Below are 19,241 nucleotides of genomic sequence, written 5' to 3'. Positions count from 1 at the left end.
CTTTATGAAAGTCACGCAAAAGTACAAAAATTGTAGCATTGAATGAGGTAAAGTTTTGCTCTAATTTTATAGTGTGTAAATATGATTGCAATAAAAAAATTCCGAAATTCGCATAAAAAAAGTATGGACGTTAAAATGCATGATTCCTGGAAGCCCGTTTTGAAAGAGGAGTTTGAAAAGACCTATTTCAACGAATTAATTGCTTTCGTAAAATCAGAATACACTACCAAAGTTTGTTATCCAAAAGGAAGTCAGATTTTTTCTGCTTTTGACCATTGTCATTTTGATCAGGTAAAAGTTGTCATTATTGGACAGGATCCCTATCACGGACCTAATCAGGCCAATGGATTGTGTTTTTCTGTAAATGACGGAATTTCATTTCCGCCCTCTCTCCAGAATATTTTTAAAGAAATCGAAACAGATTTAAATAAACCATTACCAAAAACAGGTAATTTGGAACGTTGGGCAGATCAGGGTGTTTTTCTTTTAAACGCTACCTTAACAGTCCGACAATCTGAAGCCGGAAGCCATCAGGGAAAAGGCTGGGAAAAATTTACAGATGCCGTTATTAAGCAAATTTCGGCTGAGAGTGAAAATGTCGTTTTTTTACTTTGGGGAGGTTTTGCCCAGAAGAAAGCAGCCTTAATTGATGCTGCAAAACATCATATTTTAAAATCGGGACATCCTTCTCCTTTAAGCGCGAACAGAGGATTTTGGTTTGGGAACAAACATTTTAGTCAGACTAATACTTTCCTGAAATCAAAAGGGATTAAAGAAATTGAATGGTAATCTTAAACCATAGAAGTGATTTTAGTCACATATCACATTGGTTTAAAATATTTCTCAGAATCTTGTCATTTCGAGGAACGAGAAATCACATAACGGATTAACGGTTCGTTGCTCTGTGGATGTGATTTCTCGTTCCTCGAAATGACAAACCTCGATTAGTATTAGACTTTAGGAACTATTTTTCGACAGGTTTTTTAACAATCTCGTCTAAAACAGCTTTGTTTTCGTAATTGATTACTTTTAGGATAATTTCCTGTTCTTTTATTTTGCCTTCAATGATATAAAGTTTTCCTTTTTTGAAAGGCACATTGCTTTGATCAAAATCAACATCTCCGTAAGTTAACGTTTTTCGGATATCGGCAGTATCAACCCATTTTTCATTTAATGTCTGAATTGCTTTTGGAGAATATTCAAAAGGTTTTGTACGCAGATTATTTAAAACACGGGCATTTGGAAAGTAATTGCATCTGGTGTCTTTTCCACTAAAAACAAGGGCTACAAAAAAGCATCCCATAATAAGACCAATCAAATAATAAGCAAAACGATGTACGAACTTCATGAAATATTTTTTTTGCAAAGGTACATTAAAGTTCCTTTAAAACACAAGTAAATTGATATCGTTATCCGGTAAATCAAACCATTCTCCAATAGCTTTATTGGTCAGGATTCCATGATAGAGATACACTCCGTTTTTCAGGCCTTTATTGCATCTGATAGAACTTTCCAAGCCACCTTCTTCTGCTATTTGAAGCAGGTATGGGGTTAAAATGTTACTTATTGAAAGTGAGGCGGTTTTGGAATATCTGGAAGGGATATTGGGTACGCAATAGTGCAAAACATTGCTTTTGATGAAGGTTGGTTTTTCATGCGTCGTAACTTCAGAGGTTTCAAAACAGCCTCCGGTATCGATGCTTACATCAACAATTACGGCACCTTTTTTCATGTGTTCTACCATAGTTTCTGTGACTATAATAGGACAACGTTCTTTTCCGCGCATGGCTCCGATAGCCACATCGCAGCGTCTTAATGCTTTCAGTAATGCTTTTTGCTGAACGGTAGAAGTAAAAATTCTTTGATTTAAATTATTCTGCAAGCGACGCAATTTAGTAATTGAATTATCAAAAACTTTTACGTTTGCACCAAGACCAATGGCTGTTTTAGCGGCAAATTCCCCTACGGTTCCGGCTCCTAAAATAACAACTTCAGTAGGAGGGACGCCTGTGATGTTGCCAAATAAAAGGCCTTTCCCAAATTCATCGGTGATCATTAATTCTGCTGCAATAAGTATGGAAGCAGTTCCTGCAATTTCACTTAATGATTTTACAGCGGGATAAGATCCGTCTTCATCTTTAATATATTCAAAAGCGAGTGCGGTTATCTTTTTTTGTGATAAAGCTTCAAAGTATGTTTTCTTCTTTGTTTTTAACTGAATGGCTGAAATGATAATCGTTTCAGGATTAATCATTTCGATTTCAGCTAAAGTCGGTGGTTCTACTTTAAGGAGCATCGGACAGCCAAATACTTTTTTGGTGTCTTTTGTTACTTCTGCACCGGCATCTGAATATTCTTTATCAGTATAACTTGAACTTTCTCCGGCTCCGGATTCAATCATAACGCGATGGCCTTCATAAGTTAATGAGTTCACAGCGTCCGGAGTCAGGCATATACGACGTTCCTGATAACTTGTTTCTTTAGGAATTCCTATAAAAAGCTCTCTTTTAAATCGGCCAACTTCAAGTTTTTCTTCTTGTGGCAACAATTGTTGTTTCGTAAATGGAGTTAAGGTAATTGACATGTATTATTCAAAAAATATTAAGGGTACAAATTACGTAAAAAGTTTTAAAATTAGTAGAAATATTCTGCTAATAAAACATTAATAATTAGGGCATTATTTTTTCCATTTTAATATCAGCTCTTTCATAAATCCCTTCTTCCAAAGGAATTTCCTTAAAACCAAATTTTTCATACAGATGAATCGCCGGAAGCAATATCCTGTTCGAATATAAAAACAGTTTTTTAATGTTATTTTCCTCAGCTACAGCCATGCAGTGTACCAGCATTTTGTTGCCAATTCCAAGTCCCTGCGCTTTATCCGAAACCGCCATTTTTCCGAGTTCGAATGTTGAGTCATCTGTTTTTAGCAACGAATAAGTTCCAAGGATTTCATCGTTATATCTGGCATAGAAAATAAATCCGCCTTTATCAATAATATATTCCTGTGGATTCGAAAGGACTAATTCATCTTTTTCCTCCACTCTGAAATACTTTTTCAGCCATTCTGTATTCAGGATTTTGACAGCCTCTTTTAGATCAGCTGAATAAGGAATTATTTCTACTTTATGCTGCGGATTCATTTTTAATAATTTTATTATAATCAGGTCATTCACAAAGATTCGCTGAGATTTCGGAAAGATTCACAAAACTTTTAGACGTTTTTTTGTTTTTCTCCGTACCATTTTAGTGCCTCTCTGTGCAATAATTAAGCTAAATTCAATTCCCTTTTTCCATCAGCCAATAACTCAATTGTTATAACAGAATGTTCATCGGGAATAAGACTTCCTATTTTTTCTGACCACTCAATAAAACACCAATTACCGGAATACAAATAATCATCAACACCCATATCAAGTGCTTCTGTTTCTTTATTCAAACGGTAAAAATCAAAATGATAAACAATTTGGTTGTCAGACGTATAGTATTCATTAACCAAAGAAAAAGTCGGACTGCTTGTGGCGTCTTCAACTCCAAGGGTTTTGCACAATTGTTTGATTAAAGTAGTTTTTCCAACGCCCATTTCTCCGTTGAAAAGAATGATTTTCTTTGGGTTCTGAGTCAAAATTTGTGCTGCTACTTCTTTAATCTGATCTAATGAAAAAACGATATTCATTGTTAATTATTTAGTGATAATTTTTTTTGTCAAGAATTTCACGAATTTTGATGAAAGAAATTTGTAAAATTCGTGGCATTTTTAAACAAGTCCCAGTTGTCAGTCTCAGCTTGAAAACTAAAACTGCGACTTAAAACTTTTTTTTGCCACAGATTAAAAAGATTTTATTGATTTTTAATCTGTGTGAAGCTGTGAAATCTGTGGCATTTATTTTAAATAAGTCTCAATTTTCAGTCTCCGCGTAAAAGCTGTAAACTGCGACTAAAAACTTTCCTACTTAGGGTTGAATACCAAAAACGGAATAATCATTTCTTCTAATGAAATTCCACCGTGCTGGTATGTATTTCTATAATAACTCACATAATGGTTATAGTTGTTTACGTAGGCCAAAAAGAAATCATTTTTAGCGAATATAAATGAACTGCTCATGTTTATGGCCGGTAAACCAATATCTTTTGGTTCTTTGACAACATAAACATCTTTTTGTTCATAGGTCAGACTACGACCTGTTTTATAACGCAAATTTAAGCTTGTATTTTTATCTCCGACAACTTTTGATGGATTTTTTACATTTATAGTTCCGTGATCGGTAGTCAGGATCAGTTTGAAACCCAAAAGTTGTGCCTGCTGTATAATTTCCAGTAAAGGAGAGTTTTTAAACCAGCTTAGGGTCAGGGAGCGATATGCCTTATCATCAGAGGCGAGTTCTTTTACGACGTCCATTTCGGTTTTGGCGTGCGATAACATATCGACGAAATTATAGACCACCGTTACCAGATCATTGCCTTTTAACGCTTTGAAGTTCTCGGCCAGTTTTTTTCCGCCTGCATAATTGGTGATTTTAAAATAATCTTCCTTTATATTCAGACCTAGACGTTTTAATTGTGCGCTTAAAAATTCGGCTTCATAGAGGTTTTTTCCTCCGTCTTCGACGTCATTTTTCCAATATTGTGGAAATTGTTTTTCCATTTCTGTTGGCAATAAACCGGAGAAAATAGCATTTCTTGCATATTGTGTAGCAGTTGGAAGAATAGAAAAATACGGGACTTCTTTTTCTAATTTATAGTAGTTGGCTACAACAGTTTCAAAAGATTTCCATTGGTCGTAGCGCAAATTATCAATGACAACGAACAAAATAGGTTTGTCTTTCTTTTTGATTTCAGGAACCACCAATTCCTTGAATAAAGTATGTGACTGAATCGGTTTGTCTGCTTTTGGCGCAAACCAGTCTTCGTAATTGCGTTCGATATATTTTCCAAATTGGGAATTGGCTTCTACCTTTTGAGACTCGAGAATTTCAATCATTCCCTGATCATTGATGTTTTCGAGTTCTAATTCCCAGAAAATCAATTTCTTGTATAATTCAACCCAATCTTCAAAGGAGTTAACCATGGCTAATTCCATTGAGATTTTTCGGAATTCTTTCTGGTAATCCAGAGTTGTTTTTTCGGATATTAATCTCGAATGGTCCAGATTTTTTTTCAGGCTCAATAAAATCTGATTTGGATTTACCGGTTTTATCAGGTAATCGGCGATTTTAGAACCAATCGCTTCTTCCATGATGTATTCTTCTTCACTTTTGGTAATCATAATCATCGGAGTGGCTGATTTTTTTTCTTTCATTTCAGAAAGTGTTTCCAGACCGCTCATTCCGGGCATATTTTCATCTAAAAAAACAATGTCGAAATTATCTTCCTCAAACAATGCAATTGCGTCTAAACCATTATTGCAAGTGGTGACAGCGTAGTTTTTCTTTTCAAGAAATAATATATGTGGTTTCAAAAGATCGATCTCGTCATCGACCCAAAGTATTTTTATCTTATCCATAAACAAAATTAATTTTAATGCAATTTAAAGGTATAGAACTTAAAAAGTATTAAAAATAGTATAAAATTAAGAATAACAAATTATGTTTTTTTTCAAATACCTTTTGCTCAATTGTTGTTGGAGAAGCTGTTCTTATGTAACGCCGTCATTTTAAATCAAAAACCGAAAACTCTTTATAGTTATTTACTTATATTTGTTGACCTAAAAAAGAACCAAATAGTGACTCAAATTAATAAGTTAAAAATATTCAACGACCCTATTTACGGGTTTATTTCCATCCCAAACGAGCTTATTTACGATTTAATTCAGCATCCGTATTTTCAGCGTTTGCGCCGTATTTCTCAGATGGGATTGTCTTATTTGGTATATCCGGGGGCGAATCATACCCGTTTTCATCATGCCTTAGGCTGCATGCATTTAATGCAAAAGGCGATAGAAACACTTCGTTTTAAAGGAGTTGCCATTTCATTAGAAGAAGAGAATGCTTTATATATTGCCATTTTACTGCACGATATTGGTCATGGGCCATTTTCGCATGCAATGGAAAAAAGTATTGTAGAAGATGTGAATCATGAAGCTATTTCATTGTTGTTTATGAATCAGCTGAATGATGAATTTGAGGGAAAACTAAGTTTGGCCATTCAGGTTTTTAAAGGAGATTATCACCGGAAATTCATGTTGCAATTGATTTCAAGTCAGTTAGATATGGATCGAATGGATTATTTGAAACGAGATAGTTTTTACACCGGTGTTGCAGAAGGAAATGTCAATTCCGAGCGATTGATTCAGATGATGAATGTCGTGGACGGAGTCCTGGTGATTGAAGAAAAAGGGATTTATTCTGTAGAGAAATTCCTGCTGTCAAGAAGATTGATGTACTGGCAGGCTTATTTGCATAAAACAAGTCTGGTAGCGGAATTAATTCTGATGAAAGTTTTAAAGAGAGCCAAAGAACTGACGCTAAAAGGGGTGAATCTGCCTTGCAGTGAACCTCTTTTGTATTTTATGAAAAACAAAATTACGCTGGAAGATTTTGACGCTGAAAAATTGGATTTGTTTTCACAACTGGACGATTTTGATATTATCAGCGCATTGAAAGCCTGGCAAAAGCAAGATGATTTTATCCTTTCTACTTTAAGTAAAATGATCATTAACAGGGATTTACTTAAGATTAAACTTAGTGCTGAAAAAATCCCGATGGAAGAATCCCAGTCCTTAAAAGAAGAATTTGCAGAAGAACATCATATTACATTGTTAGAAGCGGGTTATTTTATTTTTAGAGGAAAAATAAAAAATCAGGCTTACAGCAAAGAAGCGGAACCGATACGAATTTTGAAAAAAGATAAAACAATTGAAGATGTTGTTGAAGCTTCTGATCAGCTGAATTTGAAATCATTATCTAAACTGGTGACAAAATATTACATCTGTTTTCCAAAACAACTTATCTAAAATTAACATTTAAAATCTATTTTTTATATTTTTGTCGCAATGAAATTTACAGCAGAACAAATAGCAGGGATTTTAGAAGGAGAAGTTGTTGGGAATCCCAATGCAGAAGTTTCTCGCTTATCTAAGATCGAAGAAGGTGAAGAAGGATCGCTTACATTTTTGGCTAACCCCAAATATATCAACTACATATATACTACAAAAGCATCAGTAACTATTGTTAACGATAGCTTTATACCAGAGGCCGAGATTACTACTACTTTAATAAAAGTAGACGATGCGTATGCCTCTTTTTCTAAACTTTTGGAGTTTTATAATCAGGTAAAATTGAATAAAAACGGAATAGAAGCACAGTCTTTTATATCTGAAGGAGCTAAATATGGAGAAAATTTATATTTAGGAAGTTTTAGTTATGTGGGTCAAAATGTGGTTTTAGGTGATAATGTAAAAATTTACCCTAACAGTTTTATCGGAGATAATGTTGTTATTGGGGATAATGTATATATTTTTGCAGGCGCCAAAATATATTCAGAGACCATAATTGGCAACAATTGTACGATTCATTCCGGTGCTATAATAGGGGCAGATGGTTTTGGTTTTGTGCCAAATGAAGAGGGAATTTATAGTAAAGTGCCACAGATTGGTAACGTTATTATAGAAGATAATGTAGATATTGGAGCTAACACTACAATAGACAGAGCAACTCTTGGTTCTACGATTATTAGAAAAGGAGTAAAATTAGACAATCAGATTCAGATTGCCCATAATGTAGAAATAGGTAAAAATACGGTAATTGCAGCCCAATCGGGAGTTGCCGGTTCTACAAAAATTGGCGAAAACTGTATGATTGGCGGGCAGGTTGGTATTGCAGGCCACTTGGTTATAGGTAATAATGTGAGGTTGCAGGCTCAGTCCGGGGTGGCAAGAAACATTAAAGATGATGAGATTTTGCAAGGAACACCATCACTTGGCTATACTGATTTTAATAAATCGTATGTTCATTTTAAAAACTTACCTAAAATCGTAGCCGAACTGGAAGAATTAAAAAAACAAATAATAAACCCAAAAAATGGAAATAATGGTTAAACAGAAGACCATCAAAAATGAAATTTCACTAACAGGCGTTGGATTACACACTGGAAAAGAAGTTACAATGACTTTTAAACCAGCTCCAATTAATAACGGTTTCACTTTTGTGCGAATAGATTTGCAAGGCCAACCAGTCATTGAGGCTGATGCTAATTATGTTGTTAATACACAAAGAGGTACCAATCTAGAAAAATTAGGTGTAAAAATTCAGACTCCGGAACACGTTTTAGCTGCTTTAGTAGGCTGTGACCTGGATAATGTTATTATAGAATTAAATGCTTCAGAACTACCTATCATGGATGGTTCTTCAAAATATTTTGTAGAGGCTATTGAAAAAGCAGGAATCGAAGAACAAGATGGTAAACGTAATGTTTACGTGGTAAAAGAAGTGATTTCTTTTACTGATGAAACGACCGGAAGCGAGATTCTTGTAATGCCAAGTGATGATTATCAGGTAACTGCAATGGTTGATTTTGGTACTAAAGTTTTAGGTACCCAAAATGCAACAATGAAAAGTATAGCTGATTTTAAAGACGAAATTGCTAATTCAAGAACTTTTAGTTTTTTACATGAATTAGAATCTTTATTAGAAAACGGATTAATAAAAGGTGGTGATTTAAATAATGCTATTGTATATGTAGATAAAGAAATATCTGATGCTACAATGGAAAATTTAAAGAAAGCTTTTGGAAAAGATAAAATTTCAGTAAAACCAAATGGTGTTCTGGACAATCTTACGTTGCATTATCCAAACGAAGCAGCAAGACATAAATTGCTTGATGTTGTTGGTGATTTATCATTAATTGGAGTAAGAATTCAGGGTAAAATCATTGCAAACAAACCGGGTCATTATGTAAATACTCAGTTTGCCAAAAAAATGGCAAAGATTATTAAAATTGAGCAAAGAAATCACGTACCGGTTTATGACTTAAATCAGGAACCCCTGATGGATATTCATAAAATTATGGCCGTTTTGCCACACAGACCTCCCTTTTTGTTGATTGACAGAATTATTGAAATGTCTGAAAGTCATGTGGTGGGAATGAAAAATGTAACTATGAATGAAAATTTCTTCGTAGGGCATTTTCCTGAAGCACCGGTTATGCCAGGGGTTTTAATTGTTGAAGCAATGGCTCAGACAGGAGGGATTTTAGTATTAAGCACTGTTCCGGATCCTGAAAATTATTTAACTTATTTCATGAAAATAGATAATGTTAAGTTCAAACATAAAGTATTGCCTGGTGATACTTTAATTTTCAAATGTGAATTGATTTCTCCAATAAGAAGAGGAATTTGTCACATGCAGGCAAATGCATATGCAAACGGAAAATTAGTAACTGAGGCAGAATTAATGGCTCAAATTGCAAGAAAACAATAATATTAATCAATTTTATTGTTTACGTTTGTTGCCCAAATTAGATTATTTTAATTTAAAATATAAAAAATACAGATGAATCAACCATTAGCTTATGTTCATCCTGGCGCTAAAATCGCTAAAAATGTTGTAATTGAGCCCTTTACAACAATTCACAATAATGTTATTATTGGTGATGGCACCTGGATTGGTTCAAATGTAACCATCATGGAAGGTGCTCGAATTGGTAAAAATTGCAATATTTTTCCGGGGGCAGTTATTTCAGCTGTTCCACAAGATCTAAAATTTGGTGGAGAAGATTCTTTGGCAATTATTGGAGACAATTGTACGATCAGAGAATGTGTAACTATAAACAGAGGTACAGTTGCCTCGGGACAAACTATCTTAGGAAACAATTGTCTGGTGATGGCCTATGCCCACATTGCACACGATTGCGAAATTGGCAACAATGCTATTATTGTAAACGGAGTTGCACTGGCAGGTCACGTAGTAGTTGGTAATCATGCCGTAATTGGAGGTTTGGCTGCTATTCACCAATTTATCCATATTGGGGATCATGCTATGATTTCCGGAGGTTCTTTGGTAAGAAAAGATGTTCCGCCATTTACAAAAGCAGCAAAAGAGCCATTATCATACGTTGGAATCAATTCTGTAGGTTTACGAAGAAGAGGTTTCAGTACAGATAAAATAAGAGAAATTCAGGAAATTTACAGAATTCTCTATCAAAAAAATTACAATACAACACAAGCTTTAAGTATTATTGAAGCGGAAATGGAAGCGACTCCTGAGAGAGATGAGATTCTGGATTTTATCAGAAATTCATCAAGAGGAATTATGAAAGGTTATTCAGGAAACTATTAATTTTAGTCCCGATAGCTATCGGGATAGATTTCTAATTTTAGATTTCTGAACGCATAATAAAATTAAAAAATAGTATAAAAAATATAGAAGATTTGGTTCTTAATAAGAATCTAAAATCTACACTCTTAAATCTAAAATAAAAAAAAATGGCATCTACATCAGATATTAGAAACGGATTGTGTATTAAATTCAATCATGATATTTATAAAATCGTTGAATTTCTTCACGTAAAACCTGGAAAAGGACCGGCTTTCGTAAGAACAAAATTAAGAAGTTTAACTACAGGAAGAGTATTGGACAATACCTTTTCTGCAGGACATAAAATAGACGATGTGCGTGTAGAGACGCATAATTATCAGTTTTTATATGCTGAAGGAGATGAATTTCATTTTATGAATACAGAATCTTTTGAGCAAATTTCTTTGAATAAAAATATCCTGGATGCTCCGGGATTGTTGAAAGAAGGAACAAGTGTAATGGTTCAGGTGAATACTGAAACTGATTTGCCTTTATCAGTAGATATGCCATCTTCTGTAGTTCTTGAAGTTACATATGCTGAACCGGGAGTTAAAGGAAATACAGCTACCAATGCTACTAAATCTGCTACGGTAGAAACAGGAGCAAATGTAAATGTTCCGTTGTTCATTAACGAAGGTGATAAAATTAAAATCGATACTGCTTCAGGGAATTACATGGAGCGTGTAAAAGAGTAGTTTTTTAATTGGATAATTTGTCAATGAGTCAATTAGAAAATTGATGCTTAAGCAGAAATTGAATACATTTATTTTCTAATTGACATATTTCTAATTGACACATTTTCTAATTGACAAATTTTCTAATTATAAAATATGAAATTTCCAAAGATTCATTCTTTACAAGAAATTGCAAATTTGCTTGAATGCGAATTTATAGGCGACCAAAACTTTCCAGTTTCAGGCATGAACGAAATACATGTTGTTGAACCGGGAGATATTGTTTTTGTCGACCATCCCAAATACTATGACAAAGCTTTACAATCGGCTGCAACTATTGTTCTGATCAATAAGAAAGTAGATTGCCCGGAAGGTAAAGCTCTTTTAATTTCTGATGATCCTTTCAGGGATTTTAATACCCTGACGAAACATTTTAAGCCTTTTCAATCTGCTAATGTAGCCGTTTCCGCTTCTGCAGTTATTGGCGAAGGAACTGTTATTCAGCCCAATAGTTTTATTGGTAATCATGTACAAATCGGAAAGAACTGTTTGATTCATTCCAACGTTTCCATTTATGACCATACTGTGATTGGTGATAATGTAATTATTCACGCCGGAACTATTTTAGGAGCTGATGCTTTCTATTATAAAAAACGTCCCGATGGTTTCGATCAGTTGATATCAGGAGGAAGGGTTGTAATTGAAGATAATGTTGGCATTGGTGCACTTTGTACTATTGACAAAGGCGTTACCGGAGATACCACTATCGGAGAAGGTACTAAAATCGACAATCAGGTACATGTCGGACATGATTCTGTAATAGGGAAAAAATGTTTAATCGCTTCACAGACAGGTATTGCCGGATGTGTTGTGATTGAAGATGAAGTAACGATTTGGGGACAAGTGGGTACAACAAGCGGTATTACCATAGGAGCGAAGGCTGTTATTATGGGACAAACAGGAGTTACAAAATCGGTTGAAGGAGGAAAATCTTATTTCGGAACCCCAATCGAAGAATCAAGAGAAAAATTAAAACAACTGGCCAATATCAAAAAGATTCCTGAAATTCTAAATAAATTGAAGTGATATGTCTATAAAAGAATTTGTTCAAAAGTTTTATAAGTCGGATGCCTTGATTGACAGCGAAATCATGAAAGCGTATTTACATCCTGAAGTTATACTGGAATGGAATAGTACGAAGGGCCTAATTATGCTCGACAACGACTCCATGTTGGCTATGGCTAATGAATTAAGTCGTGCCTATGTGCGTTCAAAAGTCAGAATCAGTCATATTATTGCCGAAGATGATTTAGTATCCATACGGTATTCCCACTACGTTAAGACCATTGAAAATCCGAGAGAAGAAATGTTGTTAGCTCATTTTTCTACCATTTGGCAGATTAAAGACGATAAATTATATCGCGGTTATCAAATGAGTCAATTTTCTTAATTTTTTTGATGACAAAAAGGTTAAAATACATTACAAAACCTTATTTTTGCATCACAATTTTAAAAACTACATAAAATATATATCATGAGTGTTTTAGTTAATAAAGATTCCAAAATAATTGTTCAAGGATTTACAGGTAGCGAAGGAACTTTCCACGCTTCTCAAATGATTGAGTACGGTACTAATGTTGTTGGTGGTGTGACACCTGGAAAAGGGGGAACAACCCATTTAGACCGTCCGGTTTTTAATACAGTGAAAGATGCTGTAGATCAGGCCGGAGCTGATACTTCTATCATTTTTGTTCCGCCTGCTTTTGCTGCTGATGCAATTATGGAAGCTGCTGATGCCGGAATTAAAGTAATTATTGCTATTACAGAAGGAATTCCTGTAGCAGATATGATTAAAGCAAATAATTATGTGAAAGAAAGAAATTCCAGATTAATCGGACCAAACTGCCCTGGAGTAATAACTCCGGGAGAAGCTAAAGTTGGTATTATGCCAGGTTTCGTTTTCAAAAAAGGAACAGTTGGTATCGTTTCCAAATCAGGAACTTTAACTTACGAAGCTGCTGACCAGGTTGTAAAACAAGGTTTAGGAATTACTACAGCTATCGGTATTGGTGGAGATCCAATTATTGGAACTACAACTAAAGAAGCTGTTGAATTATTAATGAACGATCCTGAGACTGAAATTATCATCATGATTGGTGAAATCGGAGGTCAATTAGAAGCTGATGCTGCTAAATGGGTAAGAGCGGATGGTAACCGTAAACCAGTTGTTGGTTTTATCGCCGGAGAAACTGCTCCTGCTGGTAGAACAATGGGTCACGCAGGTGCTATTGTTGGTGGTTCTGATGATACAGCTGCTGCTAAAAAACAAATTATGAGAGACAACGGAATTCACGTTGTTGATTCACCAGCTGAAATTGGTAAAAAAGTAAAAGAAGTATTGGGTTAATTTCCAATGTTTTAAATAACAAATTCCAAAAGCTCCGTCTTGTTGAATAAATAAGATGGAGCTTTTTCTTCGTTTATGTTGTTTAAAAAAATTAAATAAACACTTAGAAACTTAGTTCCTCAGTCCCGATAGCTATCGGGATAGAACCTTAGTGATAAAACAAAAGAAATATGTACAAAGAATTAGAAAAATTTAAAGTAAGCAATAGTTTTACTTTTACTGTTGAAGATAGTTTAGAACAAACTTGTAATGCTCCGGAAGCGGGTGCTGGAATTTTTGTTGTCTATGCTGTTGAAGGTGATGCAAAAGAATTAATCATGGTAGGTTCTACAGGAACTGTTCAGAACGATGGAACTTTAAAAAGTAAAAACGGTGGTTTATACGATAAAATCGTAAACGGACAACAGTTTGCTAAAACAGGAAGAAAATATTCCTGGCCTGCACAAATGAAATTAGAAGAGATTACCGCACTTGAAGTGGTTTGGTATGAAACTTTTACTGCTGAAGTAAAAGGAATTCCAACTACTGTTGAAGGACAGGTTTTGCAAAATTTCTTAGATGAAAATGGTAAATTGCCAAGATGGAATGTTGCTTTTTAAAAAAGTTGTTTTTTAAGTAAAATATATAAGAGCCTCGCTAATTTCAGTGAGGCTTTTTTTATTAAGTGTTAGGTTTTGACTTTTTGACTTTATATATTTATAGACCAAAAATAAATGTAAAATATGACCAAAAACTACTTTCTATTATTAGCTCTTTGCTTTTTATCTTCAGTTAATGCTCAAATTATTAATATCCCGGGGGCTCTTTTCAAAGCTCAATTACAGCAAGCTAATGAAACAAATAATGTTGCGAAAGACATTAATAATAATCCAATGAAAATTGATTTAAACAATGATACAGAGATTGATGCAGATGAAGCTTCAAAGGTTTACAGTTTAAATATCATTGGTTCAACTAGTTTGCCTTTATATGATTTGACAGGTATTAAATATTTTAAAAATTTAACTTATCTCTATTGTGCAGATTCTTATTTGACATCTTTGGATCTTTCTGGTTTAAATAATTTAAAAGAATTGGTTTGCTCAAGAAGTAAAATTGAGAGTATTGATTTAAAAGGATTAACAAGCTTAGAAAAGTTAGATTGTTATTCTAATAGTATTACAAGTTTAGATATTTCGGATTGTAAAAATCTTAAGGTTTTAACTTGCTTGCAAAATTCACTTTATAATTTAGATACTACTGGATTATTAAATTTAGAAAGTATTGATTGTAGTCAAAACAAAATAAAAATATTAATAATTCCTTTTTTAGATAAATTAATAGATTTAAAGTGTAATGAGAATCAAATTGAAGCACTTGATTTTTCAGGTATCAGTAATCTAATGACTTTAGATTGTAGTAGTAATAACTTAAAAACTGTCAATGTTTCAAATTTGAGTAAATTATCATATTTCAAGATCAGAAAAAACAAACTTGATGTACTAGATGTTTCAGCATTGTTCAATCTTGAAACATTTGCATGTGGAGAAAATTTTCTTACTTCTCTTAATATATCAAAAAATCAAAATATTAAAGATTTAGAATGTGGAGGCAATTTATATACTTCTATTGATCTCTCAGGACATAAAAAACTTTTCTCATTACGTTTTAATTATAGTAATATATCATCTGTAAATTTAAAAAATTGCGAAAGCTTAATGGTTTTTGATTGTACTGACAATCAGCTTATCAGTCTCGATGTTTCAGATTGTAAAAATTTATCGCAATTAGATTGTAGCTTTAATAAATTAAAAAGCCTTTATATAAAGAATGGTATTTCATATAATTATTACTATTTTTTTAATTTCAATCCAACGTTAAAATACATATGTGCAGATGAAATTGAAGTAATGGATTTTCAAAATAGAGTTAACAATTTAGGATATAATTGTATTGTAAACTCTTATTGCTCCTTTAATCCAGGCGGTACTTATTATACCATCAGTGGAAATCAAAAGTATGACTCAGATAATAATGGCTGTGATATTTCAGATACTAAATTGCCAAATCTAAATTTTAATATTACTGATGGAACTCTAAAAGGAAATATAATTTCTGACGAATCCGGTAATTATTCAATTTCCGTAGGTGAAGGAACTCATACCATAACACCAATTCTGGAAGACCCAAACTATTATGAAGTTTCCCCAGAATCTTTAGTAGTAACTTTCCCAACACAAACAAGTCCGTTTACTCAAAACTTTTGCGTTACGCCGAAAGGGGAGCATCAGGATATAGAAATTACTATTTTATCGACAGTTCCGGCGAGACCCGGTTTCGATGCCACTTATAAAATTGTTTATAAAAATAAAGCAAATAAAACGGTATCAGGTTCTGTTACACTTGATTTTAATGACGCTGTTTTGGATTATGTAGCTGCCAGCCCGTCCATTACCAATCAAACGACCAATAAATTGGTTTGGGATTATACCAACTTAAAAGCTTTAGAGACACGCGAAATTAATGTAACCCTAAATGTTAATTCACCAATGGAAACTCCTGCGGTAAATATCAATGACCGCTTGAGTTTTAATGCTCTAATTACTCCTGTAACGGGAGATGAAAAACCAGTCGATAACTCCTTTGCTATGCGTCAGACCGTTGTGGGTTCTTTTGATCCAAACGATAAAACATGCCTTGAAGGTGATGTGATCACACCTGAATTAATTGGGGAATATGTGCATTATTTAATTCGTTTCGAAAATACCGGCACTTATCCTGCAGAAAATATTGTTGTAAAAGATATGATCGATTTATCAAAGTTTGATATTTCGACATTAGTTCCCACAAGTGCGAGTCATTCTTATACAACCAAAATTTCAGAAGGAAATAAGGTAGAATTTATATTCGAAAAAATAGATCTTCCATTTAATGACGCATATAATGACGGATATATCGCTTTTAAAATTAAAACTTTGCCGACTTTAAAAACAGGGGATTCGTTTACAAATGAAGCCAATATTTATTTTGATTATAATTTTCCGATTCTCACCAACAAAGCAACTTCTACTTTTAAAACTCTAGGAACACAGGATTTTGAGTTTTCGAAGTATTTCAATATTTATCCGAATCCGGCACAAAATGTTTTAAACATTTCTATAAAAAATGATGCCACTATTAAATCAATTGCGGTTTATGATGTATTGGGACAATTGGTTATCGCAGTTCCAAATGCTGTCGATGTTTCCACAATAGATGTTTCAAAATTAAGAACGGGTAATTATATTTTGAAGATAAAAACTGATAACGGAACTTCTGGTGTGAAGTTTATTAAATTATAATATCATTTAAATGAAAAAACTATACTTTTTAACATTCGTTTTATTTTTATATGCAACCTCTCAGGCTCAAACTATATATTTTCCAGATGTTACTTTTAAATATAAACTATTAGAATCAAATAATAATAGCTACATCGCTTTAAATCAAAATGGAGAAAAAATTAATATCGATATTAATGGTGATGGAGAAATTCAAATAGCTGAAGCTTTAAATGTCTACGAGATAAATGTTAATTTTTTTAACATTTCCAGTATAAAAGGAGTTGAAAATTTTAAAAACCTTCGAATTTTGCAATGTATTGGAAATTCATTAACAGAAGTAGATTTACCAGGTTTAAAAAATTTAAAGGAATTTTATTGTTCCGGTAATAAAATATCAAATTTGAATATAGAAGGATTAGAAAATCTCGAAACCCTTGATTGCTATGATAATTTGCTAAATGAGCTTGATTTCAGAGTACTAAAAAAACTTAAGTCATTGAAATGCTCCGGTAGTAATGTGCAGAAGTTGAATGTAACCGGCTTAACTAATCTGGAATACATATTTTGTGATAACAGTCAATTAACTGAATTGAATGTTTCTGGTGCATTAAATTTAAAATATTTAAAAATCGACTTTAATAATTTGGTTAGTGTGAATGTTTCCGGTTGTATAAACCTTGAAACTTTTGTGTGCGACAATAATAAGCTCACAAATTTAAATTTGGATGGATTAGTTAATCTAAGAACCCTGCTTTGTAATGAAAACCAATTAACAGATATAAGTGTAAAAGGATTAGTTAATTTGATTAATTTTAAATGTGTAAATAATAAATTCAAAAGTTTAGATCTGACACCTTTAAAAGGATTAGTTTATTTGTATTGTGGCTTTAATAATTTAGAAAAATTGGATCTGACAGGCTTAAGTAAACTGTTATTTATACATTGTGAGAACAATCAATTAACAAATCTTGATTTATCAGGCGTTGAATATATTTATGATTTGTTTTGCGGAAATAATCAGTTAATTTATCTTAATTTAAAGAATGGAAGCCCAGATAGTCAGCTTATATTTGGTAATAATCCTGATTTAAAATTTATCTGTGTAGATGATAGTCAGATCGATTCTATTACACAAATGCTGAGTTATTCAGGTTTTACTAATTGTGTAGTAAATTCATATTGTAGTTTTACTCCAGGCGGTACCTTTTATACAATAAAAGGTAATAGTAAATTTGATGGTAACAAAAATGGATGTGATACAGATGATATTTTCTTTCCAAATCTAAATTTTAATATTACTAATGGAACTCTGAAGGGAAATATAATTTCTGACGAATCCGGTAATTATTCAATTCCAGTAGGAGAGGGAACTCAAACTATAACACCAATCCTTGAAAATCCGGATTATTTTGAAGTTTTACCAACTTCTGCGACGACGACTTTTCCAATAGAAACAAGTCCATTTACTCAAAATTTTTGTGTTACACCAAAAGGAGAGCATCAGGATGTGGAAATTTCTATCTTATCCATACTTCCTGCCCGACCAGGTTTTGATACGAGTTATAAATTAGTGTTTAAAAACAAAGGAAACCAAATTACGTCAGGATCAGTCACTTTTGATTTTAATGATTCTGTATTAGATTTTGTATCTGCAAGCCCTCTTGTTTCAAGTCAGGACACAAATAAATTAGTTTGGAATTACGAAAACCTACAGCCATTTCAAACACGAGAAATTTCAGTAACCCTAAATGTTAATTCACCAATGGAAACTCCTGCGGTAAATATCAATGACCGCTTGAGTTTTAATGCTCTAATTACTCCTGTAACGGGAGATGAAAAACCAGTCGATAACTCCTTTGCTATGCGTCAGACCGTTGTGGGGTCTTATGACCCAAACGATAAAACGTGTCTTGAAGGTGATGTGATTACACCCGAATTAATTGGAGAATATGTTCATTACCAGATTCGTTTCGAAAATACAGGAACCTATCCGGCAGAAAATATTGTTGCAAAAGATATGATCGATTTATCAAAGTTTGATATTTCGACATTAGTTCCAATAAGTGCGAGTCATTCTTATACAACCAAAATTTCGGAGGGAAACAGGGTAGAATTTATCTTCGAAAAAATAAATCTTCCATTTGATGACGCACATAATGACGGATATATCGCTTTTAAAATCAAAACTTTACCAACTTTAAAAACAGGGGATTCGTTTACCAACGAAGCCAATATCTATTTCGATTATAATTTTCCGATTCTCACCAACAAAGCAACTTCTACCTTTAAAACTCTAGGAACACAGGATTTTGAGTTTTCGAAGTATTTTAATATTTACCCAAACCCGGTAAAAGATGTTTTAAACATTATTTCTATAAAAAATGATGCCACTATTAAATCAATTGCGGTTTATGATGTATTGGGACAATTGGTTATCGCAGTTCCAAATGCTGCAGATGTTTCGACAATAGATGTTTCAAAATTAAGAACGGGTAATTATTTCCTGAAAATTAAAACCGATAAAGGAACTTCAAGCTCGAAGTTTATTAAATTTTAATAGAACTCT

The 19,241-nt window shown here is 33.3% G+C and carries 17 protein-coding genes; 12 read left to right on the top strand and 5 right to left on the bottom strand.

Annotated elements, in window-relative coordinates:
• Positions 1-123 precede the first annotated feature (123 nt).
• Positions 124-789 carry a uracil-DNA glycosylase gene (locus tag EV142_RS15980; RefSeq protein ID WP_132036940.1) on the top strand — a complete coding sequence of 222 codons (666 nt, stop codon included), beginning with the start codon at positions 124-126 and terminating at the stop codon, positions 787-789.
• Between the two features lie 175 nt (positions 790-964).
• Here EV142_RS15980 and EV142_RS15975 read toward each other — a convergent pair whose 3' ends face one another.
• From EV142_RS15975 to porX, 5 genes are all read right to left on the bottom strand, one after another.
• The gene (locus tag EV142_RS15975; RefSeq protein ID WP_132036846.1) at positions 965-1,348 is read right to left on the bottom strand and encodes a DUF4258 domain-containing protein; all 384 of its coding nucleotides are present in this window, start codon (positions 1,346-1,348) and stop codon (positions 965-967) included.
• A gap of 36 nt (positions 1,349-1,384) precedes the next feature.
• Positions 1,385-2,584 carry an alanine dehydrogenase gene (locus tag EV142_RS15970; protein ID WP_132036845.1) on the bottom strand — a complete coding sequence of 400 codons (1,200 nt, stop codon included), beginning with the start codon at positions 2,582-2,584 and terminating at the stop codon, positions 1,385-1,387.
• An 85-nt stretch (positions 2,585-2,669) separates the two neighbouring features.
• Positions 2,670-3,143: a GNAT family N-acetyltransferase gene (locus tag EV142_RS15965; RefSeq protein ID WP_132036844.1), complete on the bottom strand. Its 474-nt coding sequence runs from the start codon at positions 3,141-3,143 to the stop codon at positions 2,670-2,672.
• 125 nt (positions 3,144-3,268) lie between these two features.
• Positions 3,269-3,676, bottom strand: coding sequence for a tRNA (adenosine(37)-N6)-threonylcarbamoyltransferase complex ATPase subunit type 1 TsaE (tsaE, locus tag EV142_RS15960; protein WP_132036843.1), 408 nt, complete (start codon positions 3,674-3,676; stop codon positions 3,269-3,271).
• A 273-nt stretch (positions 3,677-3,949) separates the two neighbouring features.
• Complete coding sequence (gene porX / locus EV142_RS15955) at positions 3,950-5,503, bottom strand: T9SS response regulator signal transducer PorX (protein WP_132036842.1); 1,554 nt, start codon at positions 5,501-5,503, stop codon at positions 3,950-3,952.
• 219 nt (positions 5,504-5,722) lie between these two features.
• On the opposite strand from porX, the gene EV142_RS15950 reads away from it, so the two are divergent.
• From EV142_RS15950 to EV142_RS15900, 11 genes are all read left to right on the top strand, one after another.
• The gene (locus tag EV142_RS15950) at positions 5,723-6,952 is read left to right on the top strand and encodes an HD domain-containing protein (protein WP_132036841.1); all 1,230 of its coding nucleotides are present in this window, start codon (positions 5,723-5,725) and stop codon (positions 6,950-6,952) included.
• Positions 6,953-6,991: 39 nt separating this feature from the next.
• A complete protein-coding gene (gene lpxD, locus EV142_RS15945) occupies positions 6,992-8,035 on the top strand; it encodes a UDP-3-O-(3-hydroxymyristoyl)glucosamine N-acyltransferase (RefSeq protein WP_132036840.1) in 1,044 nt (347 codons plus the stop codon).
• Positions 8,028-9,416, top strand: a complete 1,389-nt coding sequence (locus EV142_RS15940) for a bifunctional UDP-3-O-[3-hydroxymyristoyl] N-acetylglucosamine deacetylase/3-hydroxyacyl-ACP dehydratase (protein ID WP_132036839.1) — start codon at positions 8,028-8,030, stop codon at positions 9,414-9,416. The genes lpxD and EV142_RS15940 overlap by 8 nt, the downstream gene beginning before the upstream one ends.
• 72 nt (positions 9,417-9,488) lie before the next feature.
• The gene (lpxA, locus tag EV142_RS15935; protein WP_132036838.1) at positions 9,489-10,274 is read left to right on the top strand and encodes an acyl-ACP--UDP-N-acetylglucosamine O-acyltransferase; all 786 of its coding nucleotides are present in this window, start codon (positions 9,489-9,491) and stop codon (positions 10,272-10,274) included.
• A gap of 146 nt (positions 10,275-10,420) precedes the next feature.
• On the top strand, positions 10,421-10,987 hold the full coding sequence (gene efp, locus EV142_RS15930; protein WP_132036837.1) for an elongation factor P: 567 nt from the start codon (positions 10,421-10,423) through the stop codon (positions 10,985-10,987).
• 135 nt (positions 10,988-11,122) lie between these two features.
• Positions 11,123-12,052, top strand: a complete 930-nt coding sequence (locus EV142_RS15925; protein WP_132036836.1) for a UDP-3-O-(3-hydroxymyristoyl)glucosamine N-acyltransferase — start codon at positions 11,123-11,125, stop codon at positions 12,050-12,052.
• Between the two features lie 124 nt (positions 12,053-12,176).
• Positions 12,177-12,416 (top strand): hypothetical protein, encoded by a 240-nt coding sequence (locus tag EV142_RS15920; RefSeq protein ID WP_238698731.1) that lies wholly within the window; start codon positions 12,177-12,179, stop codon positions 12,414-12,416.
• A gap of 84 nt (positions 12,417-12,500) precedes the next feature.
• A complete protein-coding gene (gene sucD / locus EV142_RS15915) occupies positions 12,501-13,373 on the top strand; it encodes a succinate--CoA ligase subunit alpha (RefSeq protein WP_132036834.1) in 873 nt (290 codons plus the stop codon).
• Positions 13,374-13,543: 170 nt separating this feature from the next.
• Positions 13,544-13,972, top strand: a complete 429-nt coding sequence (locus EV142_RS15910; RefSeq protein WP_132036833.1) for a hypothetical protein — start codon at positions 13,544-13,546, stop codon at positions 13,970-13,972.
• 123 nt (positions 13,973-14,095) lie between these two features.
• Complete coding sequence (locus EV142_RS15905; RefSeq protein WP_132036832.1) at positions 14,096-16,693, top strand: DUF7619 domain-containing protein; 2,598 nt, start codon at positions 14,096-14,098, stop codon at positions 16,691-16,693.
• Between the two features lie 10 nt (positions 16,694-16,703).
• Positions 16,704-19,232 carry a T9SS type A sorting domain-containing protein gene (locus EV142_RS15900; RefSeq protein ID WP_132036831.1) on the top strand — a complete coding sequence of 843 codons (2,529 nt, stop codon included), beginning with the start codon at positions 16,704-16,706 and terminating at the stop codon, positions 19,230-19,232.
• The last annotated feature ends 9 nt before the right edge of the window (positions 19,233-19,241 follow it).

It is taken from the genome of Flavobacterium circumlabens, from assembly GCF_004345565.1.
Lineage (GTDB): Bacteria > Bacteroidota > Bacteroidia > Flavobacteriales > Flavobacteriaceae > Flavobacterium > Flavobacterium circumlabens.
This window is presented reverse-complemented; position numbering and strand designations above follow the sequence as displayed.